16 protein-coding genes are annotated in these 18,733 nt (G+C 60.6%); 3 read left to right on the plus strand and 13 right to left on the minus strand.

From position 1 onward, the window contains the following. The first annotated feature begins 80 nt into the window (after positions 1-80). On the plus strand, positions 81-476 hold the full coding sequence (locus MMB74_RS15645) for a DUF2384 domain-containing protein (protein WP_277429565.1): 396 nt from the start codon (positions 81-83) through the stop codon (positions 474-476). A gap of 217 nt (positions 477-693) precedes the next feature. Here MMB74_RS15645 and MMB74_RS15650 read toward each other — a convergent pair whose 3' ends face one another. The 13 genes from MMB74_RS15650 to MMB74_RS15710 all read right to left on the minus strand — a co-directional run bounded on the left by MMB74_RS15650 (position 694) and on the right by MMB74_RS15710 (position 16,350). Then, on the minus strand, positions 694-2,490 hold the full coding sequence (locus MMB74_RS15650) for a hypothetical protein (protein ID WP_277429566.1): 1,797 nt from the start codon (positions 2,488-2,490) through the stop codon (positions 694-696). Between the two features lie 517 nt (positions 2,491-3,007). Beyond that, on the minus strand, positions 3,008-4,210 hold the full coding sequence (locus MMB74_RS15655) for an ROK family transcriptional regulator (RefSeq protein WP_277429567.1): 1,203 nt from the start codon (positions 4,208-4,210) through the stop codon (positions 3,008-3,010). Between the two features lie 75 nt (positions 4,211-4,285). Beyond that, positions 4,286-5,083, minus strand: coding sequence for an ATP-binding cassette domain-containing protein (locus MMB74_RS15660; protein WP_277429568.1), 798 nt, complete (start codon positions 5,081-5,083; stop codon positions 4,286-4,288). A 77-nt stretch (positions 5,084-5,160) separates the two neighbouring features. After that, positions 5,161-6,096 carry an ABC transporter permease gene (locus MMB74_RS15665; RefSeq protein WP_277429759.1) on the minus strand — a complete coding sequence of 312 codons (936 nt, stop codon included), beginning with the start codon at positions 6,094-6,096 and terminating at the stop codon, positions 5,161-5,163. Positions 6,097-6,233: 137 nt separating this feature from the next. Next, on the minus strand, positions 6,234-7,226 hold the full coding sequence (locus MMB74_RS15670) for a sugar ABC transporter substrate-binding protein (RefSeq protein ID WP_277429569.1): 993 nt from the start codon (positions 7,224-7,226) through the stop codon (positions 6,234-6,236). Between the two features lie 405 nt (positions 7,227-7,631). Continuing rightward, on the minus strand, positions 7,632-8,210 hold the full coding sequence (flhC, locus tag MMB74_RS15675; protein WP_277429570.1) for a flagellar transcriptional regulator FlhC: 579 nt from the start codon (positions 8,208-8,210) through the stop codon (positions 7,632-7,634). A gap of 16 nt (positions 8,211-8,226) precedes the next feature. Further along, positions 8,227-8,547: a flagellar transcriptional regulator FlhD gene (gene flhD / locus MMB74_RS15680; protein ID WP_277429571.1), complete on the minus strand. Its 321-nt coding sequence runs from the start codon at positions 8,545-8,547 to the stop codon at positions 8,227-8,229. 387 nt (positions 8,548-8,934) lie between these two features. Then, positions 8,935-9,087, minus strand: coding sequence for a hypothetical protein (locus MMB74_RS15685; protein ID WP_277429572.1), 153 nt, complete (start codon positions 9,085-9,087; stop codon positions 8,935-8,937). Next, the gene (gene cydB, locus MMB74_RS15690; protein WP_277429573.1) at positions 9,065-10,066 is read right to left on the minus strand and encodes a cytochrome d ubiquinol oxidase subunit II; all 1,002 of its coding nucleotides are present in this window, start codon (positions 10,064-10,066) and stop codon (positions 9,065-9,067) included. The genes MMB74_RS15685 and cydB overlap by 23 nt, the downstream gene beginning before the upstream one ends. A gap of 75 nt (positions 10,067-10,141) precedes the next feature. Next, the gene (locus MMB74_RS15695; RefSeq protein WP_277429574.1) at positions 10,142-11,530 is read right to left on the minus strand and encodes a cytochrome ubiquinol oxidase subunit I; all 1,389 of its coding nucleotides are present in this window, start codon (positions 11,528-11,530) and stop codon (positions 10,142-10,144) included. Between the two features lie 535 nt (positions 11,531-12,065). Further along, entirely contained in the window at positions 12,066-13,895 is a 1,830-nt protein-coding gene (gene tssF, locus MMB74_RS15700) for a type VI secretion system baseplate subunit TssF (RefSeq protein ID WP_277429575.1), read from the minus strand. Positions 13,896-14,068: 173 nt separating this feature from the next. Further along, on the minus strand, positions 14,069-15,706 hold the full coding sequence (gene treA, locus MMB74_RS15705; RefSeq protein ID WP_277429576.1) for an alpha,alpha-trehalase TreA: 1,638 nt from the start codon (positions 15,704-15,706) through the stop codon (positions 14,069-14,071). Positions 15,707-16,149: 443 nt separating this feature from the next. Continuing rightward, complete coding sequence (locus MMB74_RS15710) at positions 16,150-16,350, minus strand: DUF3562 domain-containing protein (protein ID WP_277429577.1); 201 nt, start codon at positions 16,348-16,350, stop codon at positions 16,150-16,152. 427 nt (positions 16,351-16,777) lie between these two features. Here MMB74_RS15710 and MMB74_RS15715 point away from each other — a divergent pair, with 427 nt between their 5' ends. Both MMB74_RS15715 and MMB74_RS15720 read left to right on the plus strand, forming a co-directional pair. Beyond that, the gene (locus MMB74_RS15715; RefSeq protein ID WP_277429578.1) at positions 16,778-17,728 is read left to right on the plus strand and encodes an energy transducer TonB; all 951 of its coding nucleotides are present in this window, start codon (positions 16,778-16,780) and stop codon (positions 17,726-17,728) included. Between the two features lie 300 nt (positions 17,729-18,028). Beyond that, on the plus strand, positions 18,029-18,439 hold the full coding sequence (locus MMB74_RS15720) for a response regulator (protein ID WP_277429579.1): 411 nt from the start codon (positions 18,029-18,031) through the stop codon (positions 18,437-18,439). Positions 18,440-18,733 lie beyond the last annotated feature (294 nt).

An 18,733-nucleotide genomic window follows, 5' to 3' on the forward strand; every position in this document is an offset into this window, starting at 1 on the left:
TCTCTCGTGCATTCGCTTGCGCGAGAGATGCTCCGGTCTGTTTGCGCTGCATGGCGCACAAAGGAAGCGAGGGACGGTAGATGAACTCGACGGTTGTGATTGATGACATCGAGCAGGGCGTGAGCTTCGAGCAATTCATGACATCGCTGCGCGATCCCGCGTTCGCAGCGCCCATCGTTTCGGCGCGGCGTTTTTCCGATGCATTGCATATCGACCTACAGACGCTCGCAAAACAGGCGGGCGTACATCGCAACACGCTGAGCCGGATGCCCGCGTCGGAGAGCGTGCAGCGGTTTTTGCGCGAGGCGTTGCGGGTGATTCGCGCGGCGACGGACGTGCAAGGGTGTGTGAAGCAAGCGCTGTTCTGGTACCGGAACGAGCCGTTGTCGGAGTTCGGGTACAAAACGGCCGAGCAGCTTGTGTGCATGGGGCGGACGGAGGATGTGCTGCGGTATATGGTTTTGCTCCAGCGGTAGGCGCACTGCGGTAACGCTGATCGCCAAGTTTGTCACCGCAAAACCGATCCCCTTAGTGAACGTTGAGCTTAAGCGGGGGGCGGAGAAAGGGGGGCAAGACGATGCGGGCGCCTACGCGCTCGCATTCAAGCTTGAAGCGAGCTTGGTTTGGCGAAGCGCGTTTCGCGACGGCGGAGTGGATGAAGCGCTAGACGTATAAGGCTTGGTGCGCATGCGCTCATTGTTGGTCGGATTCTCTGTTGTTGCTGTTTTGATTGTTTTTGATTATGGTTCGTCCGGCGGGTTTGATGGCCTGTTTCGGAATCATTTTGAAAAATCCCAGCCCGTTTGCAGTCTTTATTCCGTCGAAGCCCACGGAAACCCATTCGTTCCCCTGAGCCGCTTGCTCTGCCGGTATGGTTTTCCCTACATAATTTGTCTTGAAGACCCACTTTTTGAATTTATTTAGGTACGGCACTATTTCAAAGCCAACGAAAATGGCCGCACTTTTGTAATCTCCCTGGTAAATTGCTCTCCCAGCGTCCCAGAATGGAATGTAGCAGCCTAGAATGGTGTTGAACGCTTCCGTGAAGGTGGATTCGCGAGTCACAAGATCGGCCATTTTCTTTACGGTGTTGCCGATGATCGGGTGAAGGGTGTGCTTGACGGCGGTACGAACGGTGTCCAGCCGATGGCTACCTGCTTGCTCCACCAAAGTAGTGACGAATCTGGGGTTCGCCGGCAATGCGCTGGGATCCCTATAAAGTAACCGAGTGCCCACCAGCGTCATCCACGAGCGAAATCCGGCGGGATCGGTGGGTACCTTGAAAACTAAATTCGGATGGTGAGGAACGATGGCATAGCGCTGGGTTTCCCCATTCTTTTGTGTTTCGATTATGGAACCGAGCTCTGCTCTGTGGTGGTTGCTTTCTGCAGCGCCAAATTCTGTTCTTCGCTCTCTCATTTCGACGTGGTAAAATTTTGCCTTGTCACTGCGATTTATTCCAAAGTCGGCGAGCTTTTCCATGAAGACGTCGATGCCATCGTGTATGGTTCGCCACTTGATTTGCTCGACCCCCTTCTTTTCGAAGAAATTTTCACCCTTTTTTTCCATGGTTCTTATTTCGCCTATCAGTTTTCTCGCGGTCGGCGATTCCCCCAATATATCGAGCCCACCTCTGTCCGTGGTGCAGAAGTGCTGAAGGATCTCGATCGGTGTTCGTGTAGTCTCCTGTCTGGTTCCCGCTGGGACGCTGCCCGACACATCGATGCCACCGGTAATATGAATGATGGCTACAGGTAGGTTTTCGTGGGGATTATATCCGGCACGCTTTAGCGCGAATGCGGCCACTTGTTCAAACGATTGCACCGAGCTGATTGCCTTCCGCATATATTGACTTAAAGTCTGGGAGGGGTACACGATGACGTTCTCGGGAAGAGACGTAGCATTCCCAAATTGACCGTCCGTCCCGGCATCGCGACGCTGCCGTTGCTGTTGTTGGACTGTGTTCAATCCGGTGATTGGGCTCGCCCCAGGCTCGGTTTCATCGTTTTGAAAAGTTGTAAGTAATTCGTAAAGTTCGGTCGGCCTGCCGTGATTATAGGTGGATGATCCACTCCCTTGGCTGTTCGATCCCGGTGCCGGTCCAGGTCCGGACGCAGGTCCTGCACCCGGATCGAGGGGCGGGACTTTGGGCCGCTGGTAAGCTTTATCCCAGGTACGCGCATACGTGCCCGTGAAGAAGTTCAATATCATTGCCAGCATGAGCCAGCGTCCCCATCCTTCCACATTGGGTATGCTCGATGACTCGGGCGGTTGCTGCTCCGATAGTGCATTGAAGATGTCGAATAGGGTGGGTTGCTGCAACTCGCGATACCAAAGCTGTTCGTCGACCGCTTTTTTCTGCTCATTGGGGGTGGGCCGTTTCTGACCAACGTTGTGGCGGATTTTTTTCTCCAGCTTTTGTATGCCTTTCTTGGTCTTCGGCTGCTTATTCGGCGCTTTTTTATTCTGTAATGCATGGACGTTTGTCATGTGGCGGGCTCCTCGAAAGCCGTCGACTTCGGCACCGGCGCCGAACCGCCCATAGGCCCCGGGGAACGACGTTTATTTGCAGGCACAGTACCGGCTGCAACGGCGCCGAGCTTGATGATTTGCGGTGGCAAGGGATGGATCGGCGGACGGATATCCCGCTGCTTGCACGTTAACCGATGCTTTGTGGCGGTTCAACGGCCAATCGGTCAGCGTCGGTCCCCGCGGGTGTCGTTGCCCCACATACTGATACATGACATTTTCAACGGGAAACGCACTATTTCTCAACGACGGAGAGAAATGCGATAACGATCACTCCTGATCGCGACAAAGCTGCCACGTTGACAGGTCGAATCACGCATATTTGGAAGCGTCAAGGGCAAGACTTCTTTGAGCGCGAGGGGATCAAGCCGCTCAAGGATAAGTTCAAGAGCGAGGGCGTTGATGTTTTCGCTAAAAAGCTCGCGGCGGTCCGTGATGCTGGGGCGGCACGCTCATTTCCTGTAACGCGCGCCGGCAATCAATCTTTCAAAAACAACTCGTGCGTCGGCGCGAAATGCGCATATAGCGGCAGTATCGCCCCGCCCATCGCTCTGGCATCGGCGCCAATCGTCCCTTCGATCAACTGCGGCCGCACCATGCCTTCCCATTCGATCCGGTCGAGAGCGCCCTGCGTGCGCCGAATCATCTCTCGCACGAGTTGTCTATCGATCTCGCCGTCGATAACGACCGCTTCCAAGTCGAGCAATGCCGAAGACGTCGCGATCGTCATCGCGATCGCGGGACACGCTTCCTCGAGCCACCGCTCGGTCACCGCCCATACGTCCGGGGCAAGCGCGCGGTGATCGTGCGCGGCGGCGGCCGGTGCGCCGGCCGTGACGAACCGTTGCTCGAGCACGAAGCCCGATGCGGTATGCAACAACTGCCGCGGCGCGTGCCCATTGCCGAGCGAAAGCGGCATCGAGCCCACGGCCCCCGCATTGCCGTGCGGGCCGCCATGCAGGCGGCCGTCGATGACCAAGCCGCCGCCGATGAAGGTGCCGACGAATAGGTAGAGAAACGAGCGAATGCCCCGGCCTTGCCCCATGACCAACTCGGCAGCGCATGCGGCGGTCGTATCTTTGGCAAATTCGACCGGCAATCCCGTCATCGATTCGATCCGCGTGCGAATGTCGATCGCGTTCCACGCTTCGAGCGCAGCAGGCGGGGCGCCCAGAAAATCGCGCCACCCGCCAAGCCAGAGCGGGGCCGCCACGCCGATGCCGACGACTTTCGCGGCGTGCTCGCCCAGCGAATCGATCACGCGTGCGACCTTGCTCTCCAGCGCAGGGAACAGTGTGCTCGGATCGGGGTATGCATAGTCGAGGACGTCGCGCGTGCAGACATGACCCATGAAATCCATCGCGAGGACATCGAGGCTACGTCGCCCCACCTTGACGCCAATCGTGTATGCGCCATCCGGTCGCAACGCGATGGGCACCGACGGTTGGCCGATACGTCCGCGCACGCGTGCTTGCTTGGCGAGCAAGCCGTCATCGATCAGCCGGTCTACGATCATCGACACGCTTTGCATGCTGAGCCGCGTCAACCGTGCAACGTCGGCTTTCGGCAGCGGTCCATGCAAGCGAATCGCTTGCAGGACGATTCGCTCGTTGAACTGCCGCATGCCGACTTGGTTCGAGCCGACCGTTCTCGATGCGTGCGGTTGCGTTCGGGCATTCATATCAGAGGATCCTCGAGCATCGGCGCGGGCATCGAGATGGTCTTGCTCGCGGCGCGAAGCACCGGAGGCTCGCCATCAAGCGATCGCCCGAACGTCGGCTTGTTTGGCGCCCGTCATGATCGCGACGGCGTCGGACATATGAATGTCTTTCGTATTGACGAGCGCCGCACGCCGCCCGAGCCGCTGAATATGGATGCGATCTGCGATTTCGAATACATGAGGCATGTTGTGGCTGATGAGAATGACGGGCAGGCCGCGATCGCGCACGCGGCGGATCAATTCGAGCACCATGTTGCCTTCTTTCACGCCGAGCGCAGCCGTGGGTTCGTCCAAGATGACGACATGGCGCGCGAATGCCGCGCTACGCGCAACGGCCACGCCTTGTCGCTGGCCGCCCGACAAAGTCTCGACGGCCTGGCGCATCGATCGAATGCCGATCTGCAAGTCCTTCATATGCCCGGTCGCTTCTTCGAGCATGCGCCGCTTGTCGATCATCTTGAGCAGCGAGCCGCGCCAGCCTGGCAAACGTCGCTCCCGACCGAGAAACAAGTTTTCGGCGATGGTCATGGCGGGCGCCACGGCCAACTCTTGGTAAACCGTTTCGATGCCTTTCTCGCGCGCATCGAGCGGGCTGCGGAACTTGACGGGGGCCCCATCGAGCAGGATTTCGCCTTCGTCGGGCACCGTTGCGCCCGAGAGCGCTTTGATCAGCGAGGATTTTCCCGCGCCGTTATCGCCGATGACGGCGAGAATCTCGCCCGGCATGACTTCGAAATCACAGCCGTCGAGCGCGGTCACTTGTCCGTAGCGCTTCACGAGGCCGCGGGCTTGCAGCACGGGCGTCGTCGTGGAGCGTGAGCTTGAGGTCGACATGGCGTTTCCTTGGCGAATGCAAATGCGGATACGAGGATGAGGATGAGTCGGATCGACGATTGGCCGGAAGCGGCTCGTCAGGCGCGACGATGCGACAGCTTGTCGGCCGCAACGGCGAGAATCACGAGAATGCCGGTGATCAATACCTGATAGACGGATGAGACGCCGATCAAGGTCAGCCCGTTGCGGAACACCCCGACGATGAGCGCGCCAAGCAGCGTGCCCACGATCGAGCCGCGTCCGCCGAACAGGCTCGTGCCGCCCAGCACGACCGCCGTGATGCTGTCCAGGTTGTCGGTTTGCCCCGCTTGCGGGTCGCCCACGCCGGTGCGCGAGATGAGCAGCAGCGCGGCAATGCCGTAGATGCAACCGGCGAGCGAATAGACCGTCAACAAGATGCGTTGCGAAGACAAGCCCATCAAACGCGCGGCTTCGGGGTTGTTGCCGAGCGCATACAAGTGCCGGCCCGGAACGGTGCTGCGCAGCACGAACCAAGTCACCAAATAGAGCAGCAGCGCGAGCACGGTGCCGTATGTGACTTCGGCCGGCCCGAGGCGGAACGTGTTGCCGAGGAACATCATCGCATCGGGCAGGCTCGATACGGTCTCGGCATTCGAATAAATCTGCGTGAGCGCAAAGGCGATATTGAGCGTGCCGAGCGTCACGATGAAAGATGGCAGCTTCACGCGTGTGACGAGCACGCCGTTCAGGAGCCCAAACAGCGTACTCGCACCGATGCCGCACAGTATGGCGAGGATAGGCGAGACGCCGAGATCGACGGCGAATTTCGTCATCACGATCGAGCCGAACGCCATCACCATGCCGCACGACAAGTCGATGCCGGCCGTGAGCACGATCAGCGTTTGTCCGATGGCGATGACGGCGACGACCATCGTCTGTTGCAGAATCAGCGACAGATTCTGAAACGACAGAAACCGATCGCTTTGCGAAATGAAGAAGGCGCACGCGGCAATGAGGGCGATCAACGGGCCTGCCTCGGCGATGGTCGGCATGCGATGGCCGCGCGAGTGAGGAGTGGGGGCCGGTGCGAGCGGCCCGGCGGATTGAGTCGTCATGATGCGTCGTCTCCTACGATCGAAATCGAGAACTGAGCGGGCGCGGCGAGGGGAGGGCGCCGCGCCGAGCGCCGTTACTTACCCCAACAGTTTTCCAAACCGAACTTCGTGTCTTTGCTGTCGACACCGGGCATCGCCTTGTCGGTGATCAGCGTGACTCCGGTATCGGTGTAGCCGCTGACTTTCTTGCCGGACTTCGCGTAGTTCACGCCGGCATCGACACCCATCGACGCCATCTTCAGCGGGTATTGCTGGGCGGTCGCGGCGATTTCGCCCTTTTTGACATTGCGCACGCCTTCGCAGCCGCCGTCGATCGAGACGATCAGGACGTCTTTCTCCTTGCCCGCCGTCTTGAGCGCACGGTAAGCGCCTGCCGCCGCGGGTTCGTTGATCGTGTAGACGACGTTGATGCCGGGCGCCTTTTGCAAGCAGTTTTCCATGGCGGCTTGCCCCTTGGATTGATCGCCGCGCGTGTCTTGGCTGCAGACGATGCTCGGGTCGCCTTCCTTGACACCGAAGCCTTGCAGGAAGCCGTTGTGCCGCAAGATGCCGACCGAAATCCCGGGCGCGAGGTCGAGCGTGGCGATCTTCGCCGGCTTGCCGCCGAGCGCCTTCTTCGCATACTCGCCGATCAACACGCCTGCCTTGAAGTTGTCGGTGGCGAACAGTCCATCCGTCGCGTCTTGCGGGTCCGTCGGCGTATCGAGCGCGATGACCATGACGCCCGCCGCGCGGGCCTTCTTGATCGACGGCACGATCGCTTTCGTATCGCTCGGCGTGATCAAGATCGCCTTCGCCCCCGCCGTCGTCATGTTCTCGAGCGCCGTGACTTGCGCCCCATTGTCGCCATCGTATCGGCCGGCCGCGGTCAACAGCTTCGCGCCGTCCTTTTCGGCGGCCGCTTGCGCGCCTTCTTTCATCTTCACGAAGAACGGATTGGTGTCGGTCTTCGTGATGAGCCCGATGACGGGTTGATCGGCGAAAGCGGCGCCGGCACAGGCAACCGACGCTGCGGCGGCGCCGAGCATCGCACGTCGCGCAACGGCAAGATAGGGACGGGTCTTCATCGAACGCTCCTCCTCCAAGTGATTGACAACGAATTGGCAGCGTATGGCGTATCGCGTTTAGCTGCTCGATTAAATCAACTGCCTGGATTTAGTACAGCAGGCGTCGTCGAATGAGTCAAGGGAGCTCGTTGGGTGCGGTGCGTTAGAGACGGTTCTGTCTAATGGCGTAGAACCACCGCCCTCTAAGCCGAAGGAGGTAATGCTGCGATGCGGAAAAAAGAAAGCCGACTCAGGGAATATCCTAAGTCGGCTTGATGCGGGTGACGCCCTTTTTGTTCGCCAAAGCGGCGTGAGCGCGTGGTCCCTGTGCTTTGTACTGCGCAGTCCCAGGTGGCTCGACGCCGAATGCTTCGGCTAGCCTCTCGACGAAGCGGGGCGCGCGCAGGGCAGTGTGTTCTCTTACGCTTACGCGGCGCGCGCGGTTTCGTCGGCTGATGGGGCGCGCACGGCTGGCTTTGCGGTGCTCGCCCGCTTGGTCTTGCCGGCGCGCGATGGCGGCTGGCAGGCGCCGCAAACGACGTTGTGCTGCAGATCGTGCTTATGCGCGACGAACTTACCGCCGCAACGGCAGCACGGCGTCATTTGCAAAATGTCGGCATCGAAGAAACGAACCAACGTCCATGCGCGGGTCAAATCGAGCACGGGCTCGGCATCGCTGTGTTTGCAATGCTCGACGTAAAGCCGGTACCCCTTGGTTAGCGCATCCAGATGCGAGCATCCGGCCTCGTGCTTGAGGAACACGTAGGTGTTATAGAAGAGCGACGCGTGAAGGTTCGCCAGCCAAGTCATGTACCAATCGGCCGAGAACGGCAACATGCCCTTGGGCGGCGACACACCCTTGATTTCACGGTACAGCCGGATCATGCGGTCGCGCGACAGCGAGAGTTCGCTTTCGAGCACCTGCATGCGCGCCCCCAACTCGATGAGTGCGATGGCGCGAAACACCTCTTGAGCGTCTTCCGTCAGGCTCTTCTTCTGGACCATGACGCAACCCCGCGAGTTAAGCGAATTGTTCGGCCGGTTGGCTGGCGAGCAAGATCGCGGTATGAGTGGCGGCGACTTCGGTGTTCTTGGCGGTCTGTGTCAATGCCGAGAACATCGCATGATCGTTGAAGCGAAAGAAGCACAGTAGCTGATCGGAGGAGGCCAGCTTGACGCACTGCGCGAGCGAAAGCCCCCCAAGCAAATCGGCCAGTTCCGAGGACAAGCCCAGGCGGAACATGCCGATGGCCTTGTCCTCGCGTAACATGCGTTGCGCGAGCATCACATATGACAGGTTAATTTCGCGGATAGATTCCAGCGTGTCGCTGTTCAGGTCCATTTCTCACGTTTCCGAAGCCCCGTTGACCCAGATCGGTACGATTTACCGTATATTTTTTTGCTTTCACTAGCACGACATCGTTTGCGCGTCCGGCTGCAAATCTGATACAGCTAGTTACATCTTGTAACACCACAGGGCCAATTCTAAGAACCATAGTTACCGAAAGCAATCCCTTCCCAATAAAATGTAGGAAAAAAGCACACTTAGGGTTTTCGGCAATTTTTTCACAGTCTTGTAACAGGAAAAATTGACCGAGTTTAGGCTGGACTTTGGGGTGGCTTGGCGTGCGCGCCCCGGCGATTTGCGCTCGATGGTTTCCGTCTTGCCGCAACACGTGATGGCGGCAAGCGAGTGGATCTGAGCGTCGCCAAGCCGGAGCACGGGCTGTTATGTGGTGACGGCAAACAGCGTCGCGTTCATGAAGAGCTTGAAAGCTTCACCGAGCAGGACGGCCGCGCCGACGCCCCCGCACCAGAGGGCGATGAACCAAACGCAGCGCCGCAGCGTGACGCTCCGTTTAATGGTACCGATGCTCGCCATGGCGCACCTTGCCGCGAAACACCCAATAACCGAGCATCGTGTAAGCCAAGATGATCGGCAAAATCACGACGGCGCCCGTCAATGTGAACGTTAAACTGCGCTCGGGCGCGGCCGCTTGCCAGAGCGTGACCGACGACGGAATCGCATAGGGCCATAGCGTTGCGAGCAGGCCCGCATAGCCCAAAACGACAAATGCCATGGCCAGCACGAACGGGCGCGTGTGATGCCGGTCGCGTGCTGCGCGCCGCATCATGTATGCGCATGCCGCGACGAGGAACGGGGCGGGCAGCATGCGGTGAAACCACTGGGCGCTGAACCACCGCGCAGCGACGCCGGGTTCCTGCAGGGGCGTCCAAATACTGACGGCGGCGATGAAGGCGATCAGTACGACCGTGATGGGCCACACGAGCCGATGCAGGCGTCGTTGCAAATCGCCTTCGGTTTTCGCGACGAGCCAGCAGCAGCCGAGTAGCGCATAGGTGGCGACGAGCCCAAGCCCTGTCAGCAGCGTAAAAGGCGTGAGCCAGCCGAACGCTTCGCCTGAGAATTCGCCGTTTGCGAGCGGGATGCCTTGAATGAATGCCCCGAGCGAGATCCCTTGAAAGAACGCCGCACCGGTCGAACCGCCGATGAATGCCAGATCCCACAAGTGTTTCGTGCGAGTGGCCTTGGCGCGAATTTCGAACGATACGCCGCGCAGGATCAAGCAAACGAGCATTGCGACGAGCGGGAGATAGAGCGCGGACAGCACCGTTGCGTAGACGATGGGGAATGCGCCGAACAGCGCCGCGCCGCCCAGCACTAGCCAAGTCTCATTGCCGTCCCACACGGGCGCGACGGTGTTCATCATGAGATCGCGTTCGCGTTCGTCGGGGAAAAGCGGAAAGACGATCCCGATGCCGAGATCGAAGCCGTCAAGCACGACGTAAATCAGCAGGCCGAGCGCGATGATCGCGGCCCAGACGACGGTGACATCCATGGTGATCCTCAAATGACGAAAACAGTGCCGAAAATTGCGTTGTTGCAAAGGCGAGCGAGCTCGACGCGCGCGAAATCATGCGGCGGCGGTGAGCGCGGGCGGCCGATGTTGCACCCCAGTCGTGGCGTCGCTGTCCGGCGGCGAGACGGGCGGGCCTGCATGCATGAGCTTGAGCATGTAGTAGATGCCGGTGCCGAATACGAGGAAGTACACGACGACGAACGCCATCAGCGAGAGGCCCACTTGCTGCGCGCTGAGCGGCGACATGGCTTGCGAGGTCCGCATGACGCCGTATACGACCCAGGGCTGCCGCCCGACTTCGGTCGTGACCCAGCCGGCCAATAGCGTAACGAAGCCGGTGGGACTCATTAGGAGTGCGAAACGATGAAACCACGCGGCGTCATAGAGCCGCCCGCGCCGATCGAGGAACCAGGCGGTCACGGCAAGCGCGATCATGAGCACGCCGAGCCCCACCATGATGCGAAAACTCCAAAAGACGACGGTCGAGTTCGGCCTTTCTTCGGGCGGGAACGACTTGAGCCCGCGGATCTCGCCGTCCCACGTGTGCGTGAGCAGGAGGCTGCCCAGATGCGGCACCGACAGCGCGTACCGGGTGGTTTCGGCTTGCATGTCGGGCAGGCCGAAGAGATTGAGCGCGGTCCCGTTCTTCTCGGTGTCCCACAGGCCTTCGATCGCCGCGATTTTCGCGGGTTGATAGCGCAGCGTGTTCAAGCCGTGCTGATCGCCGACGAAGGCTTGCAGCGGTGCGATGGCGAGCACCATCCACAGCGCCATCGAGAATGTCTTCTTGATGGCGCGATCGCGCCGGCCCTTGAGCAAGTGCCAGGCGCCGGCCCCCGCCACCAGCAAAGCGGCGACGAGAAAGGCCGCCAGCGTCATGTGAACGAGGCGGTAGGGGAAGGAGGGATTGAAGACGATTTGGAACCAATCGACTGGAACGACGTGATCGCCGGAAATGGCGAAGCCCTGAGGCGTTTGCATCCAGCTATTCGATGCGAGGATCCAGAACGCCGACATCAGCGTGCCCACTGCCACGGTCAGCGTCGCGGCAAAGTGGGCGCGAGGCCCCACGCGGTTCCAACCGAACAACATGATGCCCAGAAAGCCGGCTTCGAGAAAAAACGCGGTCATGACTTCATAGGTCAGCAGCGCGCCCGTGATCGGCCCGGCGAACTTCGAAAAGCTAGCCCAGTTGGTGCCGAACTCATAGGCCATCACGACGCCCGACACGACCCCCATGCCGAACGCAATGGCGAAGATCTTCGACCAGAACAGGCACAAGTCCTTGTAATAGGCCTTGCCCGTTTTGAGCCAGCGCCATTCGAGCACGGCGATGAAGCTCGACAGCCCGATGCTCAAGGCCGGAAAAACAATGTGAAAGGAAACGGTGAAGGCGAATTGAATGCGCGCCAGGTCGAGGGCGCTGAGCGAAGACGATTCCATAGCGTTATACCGATGACGAGCGACGCGCGCCGGCTCGTGTCGACGCGCACTGCATGAGCAGCCGGTCGCAAGAGTAGATCAGCGGAAGAAAAAATGGTGCGATGCGGGCGCGGCGCGGACAGGGGCGCGCGTGCGGCAATTTACCGTATGGACATGCATTAAGGCGCTGAAGCGCAAGCAAAAATTTGACGCGCCGCAGCGCGCTCGCATTGCCGCGCCGATCTCGTGCTGCGGCAATACACCGCGCATTTGCGCGCGGATTGCTTGATGGAGATCGGCTGTCGCGGTGTGCATCGCATGCTAGCGCGTACCCGACGCCCGTGCGCGCGACGGGGCGCAATGCCGATTACATCCGGCGGCGCAGCCGGATCGAGCCGCGGCCGCCGTCGCCCAGGCTAACTGTCGCGTTTTTGCGTGCGGTCCGTCGGAGGCGAATTTCAGCTGAAAACGCGGGCCGATTGGCCGAAGGGGAGAGGCATGCGCCCCCGGGCCCTAGGGGGCGGAACAAGCGTGAACGAGCCTTGGCAAGGCTGTCTTAAAGCAAGGCCAGCGCGCCTTGTCGCGGTTCGCACCGGCGCAGCGGCGCACCGCTCGTCTTCGAAACGACCACGAGTTGAACGAAACTGTTCTCGGGCGCGAATGGAGCAAAGAAGCGGTCCATGACATCGATGAAAGCGCTGACGCTATTGCCCGAGAATGCTTGCTCGTCGACGGCGAGCGTCACCTCGATTCCCCGCACGAGCGCAGGGCAGGGATCCATGACGATCCACTGCATGGTCGAGCGCGCGCCCACGAACGCAATGCCTTCGATGTGCCGAGCCGGCGCGGGGGAAAGCGTCGCGAACTGACGCAGGAGGCGTTTGATTTCTTCGAGCCCTTCCGTGCTCAGCGCCATCGCGTGCGGCGTGAACTGGGCGAGCAAGCGCCACAGTGAGCCGTTGTTTTGTTGAGCGCGCACGCTTTCGGTCGGACGGCGCAGCAGCACGAGGCGCGCCGCTACCGAGCCGCCCTCGACGACGAGATCGCCCGTGGCCGAGCCGTACGGCAGGGTGGCGGGCACGTTTCGATTGGTGCAGGTGACGTCGGCGGCGACCTGGGTGACCGGGACCGCTGCCGGTTGACCGTCCAGGCCGACGAACGCCAACTCGGTGCACGCCGGGCCGTGTTGCTCCGGTCCGTCCTCGGTGCGAGCGACCCAATAGGGTCCGCTCAACGATGCCGCGCTGCCATGCATGAGTCCCAAGAAAGGCTGGAAAGCAGAGGGGCTCGCGGCTGATTGCTTTTCCGGGTAGACGGCATCGACGCGATACACATCGAAGTCGGAAGCGCTCGCGGATTTCTGCACTTTTGGCGTGACGACGTACGTGTGCTTGAGCGGATCGATCTTGATCGGCTCGGCCTTCGTCGAAAACAGGTTGACGATGGGCGTGCAGAACAGCTTCAAGTGCCGCTCGCTGAACTGCGCGATGCGCTGCGCGGCCCATGAATCTTCATGGACGCCTTCGATCGCCACATGCAGCGTCAACGTTCTGCAAGGACCCGTGGCGGCGAGCATCGACGCCGCATCGAGGTCGAGGAAATCGAATTTGTCCGGAAACGCGAAATACTCAGCGAGCAGACGGAACGGCGCCGATTCCTCGCGTTCTTCTTCGATGAGCGCTTCGTGCTCGGCGAAGCCGGCCGCCGCGATAGGAACGCGCTCGAGCGGTATCCAACGTCCCGTGCCGTCCGGCTCGACGAACGCCTTCGCGGCGCGCAGCAATAGCGTATCGATGAGCGCCGTGACGATTTCTCGTTGACCGTGCACATGCATGCGGATGGTCGATGGCGCAATGGATTTGAGCCCGGCGGCCGTCGATGCGGAAGCGAAGGTGATGGCCGCGAGCCCGGTCGTATCGGCGGGCAAGGCTGCATTTGCGGGCGCCGCGGCGCTCGGCAGGTAGCGAGCCGACGCGATGCGCACCGGCGCGAGCGTGACATCGCAGGCCGTGCGAAAACGGCAGGGCTGGGCTTTGCTGACGAGATCGGCCCCGCGCGCGATCTTGACGGGCCCAGTGAGCGCTTCGAAAACCTTCTCGGCGTCGAATTCGACAATCGAGCAGGAAGGGTACGGGCGAAGATACTGCGGATACAGCGTTTGCAGCATGCCTTCAGTGAATTCGGGATAGTCGTCGTGAAGGCGCGTGTCGATGCGCGCGGCCAGTAACGCAAACGATTGCAGCATGCGCTCGACATGAGGGTCGTCGGAATGCTCGCCCGAAATTGCCAGACGTGCGGCGATTTTGGGGTATTTCGCCGCAAAATCATGCAATGAGCGGCGCAGCATGGCGAGTTCGCGTTCGTAATGCGGAAGTAGGTCTTCCATTCAAAATCCGATATCGAGAGGGCAGGCTATTCACGGCTCGCGGCTGGGCCGATATATCGAGCGAGCCGCCTATTATTACCGATATACGATCGCCATCTCGACTAATCAGATTTTTCGGCCGATGCGCGGCGCGGGAGCGGCTCGGCACGCCCGCGCATGCGCAAGCGGCGGCTTTACTCGCCCGGCGCGTACATATCGAGCAGTTTCAGCGTGACGCCGTTGGTCCAGCCGAAGCCATCCTGGAGCGGGTATTCGCCGCCCCCGCCCCCGCCGGCATTAGGCCCCTCGACCACGTACTTTTCGACGAGCTTCTGATCGGACGCATACACCTGTTTCACGTCTGCGAGGAAACGCGTTCCGACGTCCTTGGCGAGCGGGGCGCCCGGCAAGTAATGCTGCACCCCTTTAACCGTTAGCCAATGCAACGGCGCCCAACCGTTAGGCGCATCCCACTGCTGTCCCGTTTGAAACGTCGTCGTTGCGAGGCCGCGCGTTTTCAGCAGTTGATCGGAAACGGCGTGGATCGTTCGGACGGCGCGCTCCGGCCATGCGGCGCGAACGAACAGCGGGTAGACGGCCGCCGCCGACAAATTGTCCCGCAGCTTGCCCAGGCGCCAATCGTAGTCGGCGTAGTAGCCTTTCGGATGCCAAAGATATCGGTTGATGCCTTCCGCTCGGCGCTCGGCTTTCCGAATATAGTCGGCCGTGCATCGGAAATCGAGCGACAGCGCGCACCCTTTCGCGATCGTTGCTTCGAGTGCGAACAATAGGCTATTCAAATCGACCGGGATGATCGAGGTGGTGCGGATGGACGTAAGCGTTTTGTTGTCGCCGAACCAACGCGAGCTGAAATCCCAGCCCGATTCCGCGGCGGCGCGCAGGTCGCGATAAACCTCGTTCGGATTGCGACCCACCGCCTGTTTCGCGGTCGTCACGTCTTCTAGATACGACTCGTCGCGCGGCGTATCGCGTGCGTCCCAGTACCGGTTCAGAACGGTGCCGTCGTTCAGTACCACGACGTTGCGCGTCGCATGTCCGCGCGCCGTCGTAGCGGCTCCCGTCATCCAGTAGGCGTATTCCTTCTTCAGCGCCGGCAAGTACTTCTGATAGACGCGCGGCCCTTCCGCCTTGGCCGCGAGCTGGACCATGAGCGCGAAGAATGGCGGCTGCGACCGGCTCAGATAGTACGTGCGGTTGCCGTTCGGAATGTGCCCGAAGCGATCGATCTCGTAGGCGAAGTCGTCGAGCATATCGTCGACGAGATCCTCATGCCCCGACTCCTGCAGCCCCAGCATCGTGAAATAGGTGTCCCAGTAGTAGCCTTCGCGGAAACGTCCGCCCGGCACGACGTAGGGCTTGGGCAACGGGATCAACGAGCTGTTGGCCGGCACGTCGGCCGCCGTGGTCGTGCGGGTCAGTTTCGGCCAGAGCCAATCGATGTGCTCGCGCAGCGTTTGGCCGCTGGGGGGCGTGATGACGGGCTCGCTCGGTAACGTGAAGTTGGCGAGCACGAACTGCTTCAGGTCGAAGTTCGGTTGCGCCTTCTGTTGCTCGTACGTCTGCACGATCGAGGCCGGGTCGCTGTTCGGCACGGCGTCGACGAATGTCTTCTGGTCGGGGAAGATCTGCTGCGTTTGGACCGCGACGAACAAGTCGCCGTATAGCTCGGAAGGCGGCGGGGGTAGGGAGGCGATGGCATCGGCGCGGCAGACGGACGACGCCGTGAGTCCCGCCAGCAAGACGATGCCCGCGAGCCGGGTCGTGCGCGCGCGTAGAGCGCTTTGGCCGCGCGCAAGGGACGATTCGAACATGACTCCTCCATGGGGTTGAGATGGTTCGTTCTTGGTCCCCTCGTTGTTGTGTCAGCCGGTGCGCTTGTCTCCGTGCGGCAGCTTGGCGATTTTGCCAAAGAAGAAGCGAAAATAAATCAATGGAAAACGTTTGTGCAAGGAGAATCGGTGAAATCGCCGCATTTGCGATCGACCACTACGAACGTGCATAGACTAATTTGTCTATATCGACGATCGGTTTAAAAATCGATGAAGCGGCGAGCGCAACGCTACTCGAACTTTCGCTATAAGCCGGAATGGGCAAATACAGGTGGGATTCGCGTCAATACGCGACTCGATGCGACGAGACACGGCTCGCGCGCAGCGCAAGCGCTGTCGGGCAGCTTACAAGCGGGAGCGTGCGTGGCGGGTATGCAATAGCGGCGCCGAATCGACGCACGCGCCCCGCGGATACGTCTGATGAATCAGCGGCGAACGGAGCGTCGTTGACTGCGCAAATCTTCGCGCACACGCTTGGTGACCAGCACAGCGAGATAGTCGGTGATGTGAGCGCCATCGCTGAACGCTTCCCACGTCTGGCTGACCATCTGCGACACGGTTTCGGGCGGCACGCCCGTATCCTTCGCAATCGATTCCACCAAATCGTCGACGTTCGGCTGGGCCATTTGATTCTCCATGGAGGGCGGACGGAAAGCGCGTACCACTATAGAAGGCCAGCTCGCGCGTATGCCAATTGAATTGACCTATCGGGGCTGCGAGGCTTCGTAGCGCGCCTCGTCGGACGGGCGTATGCACCGTATCCGTGCGGCGCCTGCGAGACGATTTGTCGCGTCCTCCAATCATTTGAACGTCGATTCCCGATTTCCTCAATTTATGGAGAAGCAGGGGGAGGTTGCGCATCGCGAACGCATGATCGTGGTAATCGTCGCCGCACGTCATTGTTCTTATCGGCAAGGGAGCTATGCCGTCGCATATCAAATTTTTCGTTGCTTTGGGCTAAAGAATTATGTCGCTTTGCCGATAATCAATGCGCGACGCGTAGGCCGGTAGGCGCCGCGGCATGATTATCGTTCCTCGCTATATTCAACGAGCATGAAAAAGACAATCTGTGGCATCGCCGCACTCATCTTGGCGGGCTGCGCCAGCGCCGGCCGCATCGGCGATCTGCCGGCCATCACCGATAGCTCAGCTTCCACGACGTTGGTCTTGATTCGGCCCAGTAATGCAATCGGCATGACCAACAGCTACTATGTCGCGTTCGACGGTAAGGACGTTTTCAGCATTCGCTCGGGCGAGAACACGCATTTCGCGATCCCGGCAGGATCTCACACGATCGCCGTGAAATGCTTCGGCGGGTGGTCGCCGACCTGGAAGGAAGACGGCAAGGCATTTGTCGCTGAACGCGGCGGCATCAATTACTTTTCGATTTCACCCAGTATGACGTGCTCGAAGATCGAGCCTGTCGGCGAGGCCGACGGCAAAGCGCTCCTCGCACGCACGACGTTTGTGGATCCGACCAACCCGTCCAACAAAGAAGAAACACCTTCCGGGCCCGCATCCAGCCAGTGCCCCGTTCAATTGCGGCATGGTGTCCGGGAGCCGGTTTGCGCGTCGCAGGCGTTGTCGCCGACGGTCGCACAGTTGCCTGCACCGCCGCTCTCGCGGCCAGCCGCCGAACGTAGCATGGGGCCCGCGCTTTCCGCCGCGGCGACGCCCGCCGCCCCTTCTTCGCTTCATTCACGGACTCAGACGATCACTAAGGTCGTTGCGGGCAAGCAGGTCGTTTGCGAGGTTCCGTTGGCAGGCTCCACCGGCGAACCCATGCAGCAGCGCCAATCGGCTACGACCATCGTACGCATCACGATATCGCCGCCGAGCACAGTCAAACAAGTGACGCTGGCCGAATCGAGCGGCAATACGGCGCTGGACGCCGAAGCGATGAAAGCGGCGGTCGGCACCGTGTGCAGCGGGCTCGAGCGACGTTTTGCGTTCCTCCAACCTTACGAGTTCGGTCCGTCGACGGAGCCCGCCGCAAATCGCTGATCGAGCAGCGAGCGCACCACGCGCACAGAAAGTTCGCCGGGGCGGGGGCTCCGTTAGAGGCGTGCGATCGCGTGGTCGGGCGTCGCTCGGCAGCGCGCCGCTGCGAGCGGGCTCATGCGAGCAGGCCGCGGTCATCGTTCCAACTTATCGATCTGCTATCGTTCGCCCGTCCTCAGCCTTCCTTAGGAACCCGGGGGCGAGGCGCAGCTTGTCGGCCGTAATCTGGTGCCACATGCAACTTCCGCGTGGGTGCAACGGTCGGAGGCTCAGGTGCAGGTATGGATAGTTAGAACGATTCGTATGAACGGACTCATGAGACTCGAGCAGGTGACGATCGTCCTCGTCGAGGACGATCCCTCCAGCAGACAGTCGCTCGCAATGGTGCTCGAAGCCGAGGGCGCGCGAGTCGTGGCCGCGGCCGATGCGGAAGAAGGCATCGAAGCGGCGCTGAGCCTGGCGCCCGATGTCGTCGTCTGCGACATCGATTTGCCTGCCATGGACGGTTTTTACCTCATTCAACGTTTGCGCGAGGACGAGATCCGCAACGGCCGCTCGCCTGCCGTTGCGGTCGCGATCACCGGGCATGCCAACGAAGCATACCGGCTGCGCAGCATCGGCGAAGGATTTCATCACTTCGTCAGAAAGCCCGCGGACCCCGAGCGTCTCATCGCGCTTCTCGCCGATGCCGTCGATGCGCGCGCGCTAGGATAGTGCCGCGCGCCGGTTCGTCCCGAGCCGCGCTGCCCTCACGTGCGGAAGTTTTTGCAAAAGCGGACTGTCAAAGTTGCTTTAGCAACTATTCGACCCTGTGATTCGGGCCGCTGACGCGGCCCAAGCATGGCGCGGTGAAGTATGCCGGATCGATCGTGCGGCCGCGTGCCTTCGTTCATGGCAACGACGCGTCGCGTGGAGGAGGGGCGGCGAATCGATGCAGGCATGCGTCGTGCTTCCATGGTCGCCAGCGGCAATATACGTGTCGCATTTCCTCCAAACGAAAGCCGCCGT

The sequence above is a fragment of the Trinickia sp. Y13 genome, from assembly GCF_029522115.1.
Lineage (GTDB): Bacteria > Pseudomonadota > Gammaproteobacteria > Burkholderiales > Burkholderiaceae > Trinickia.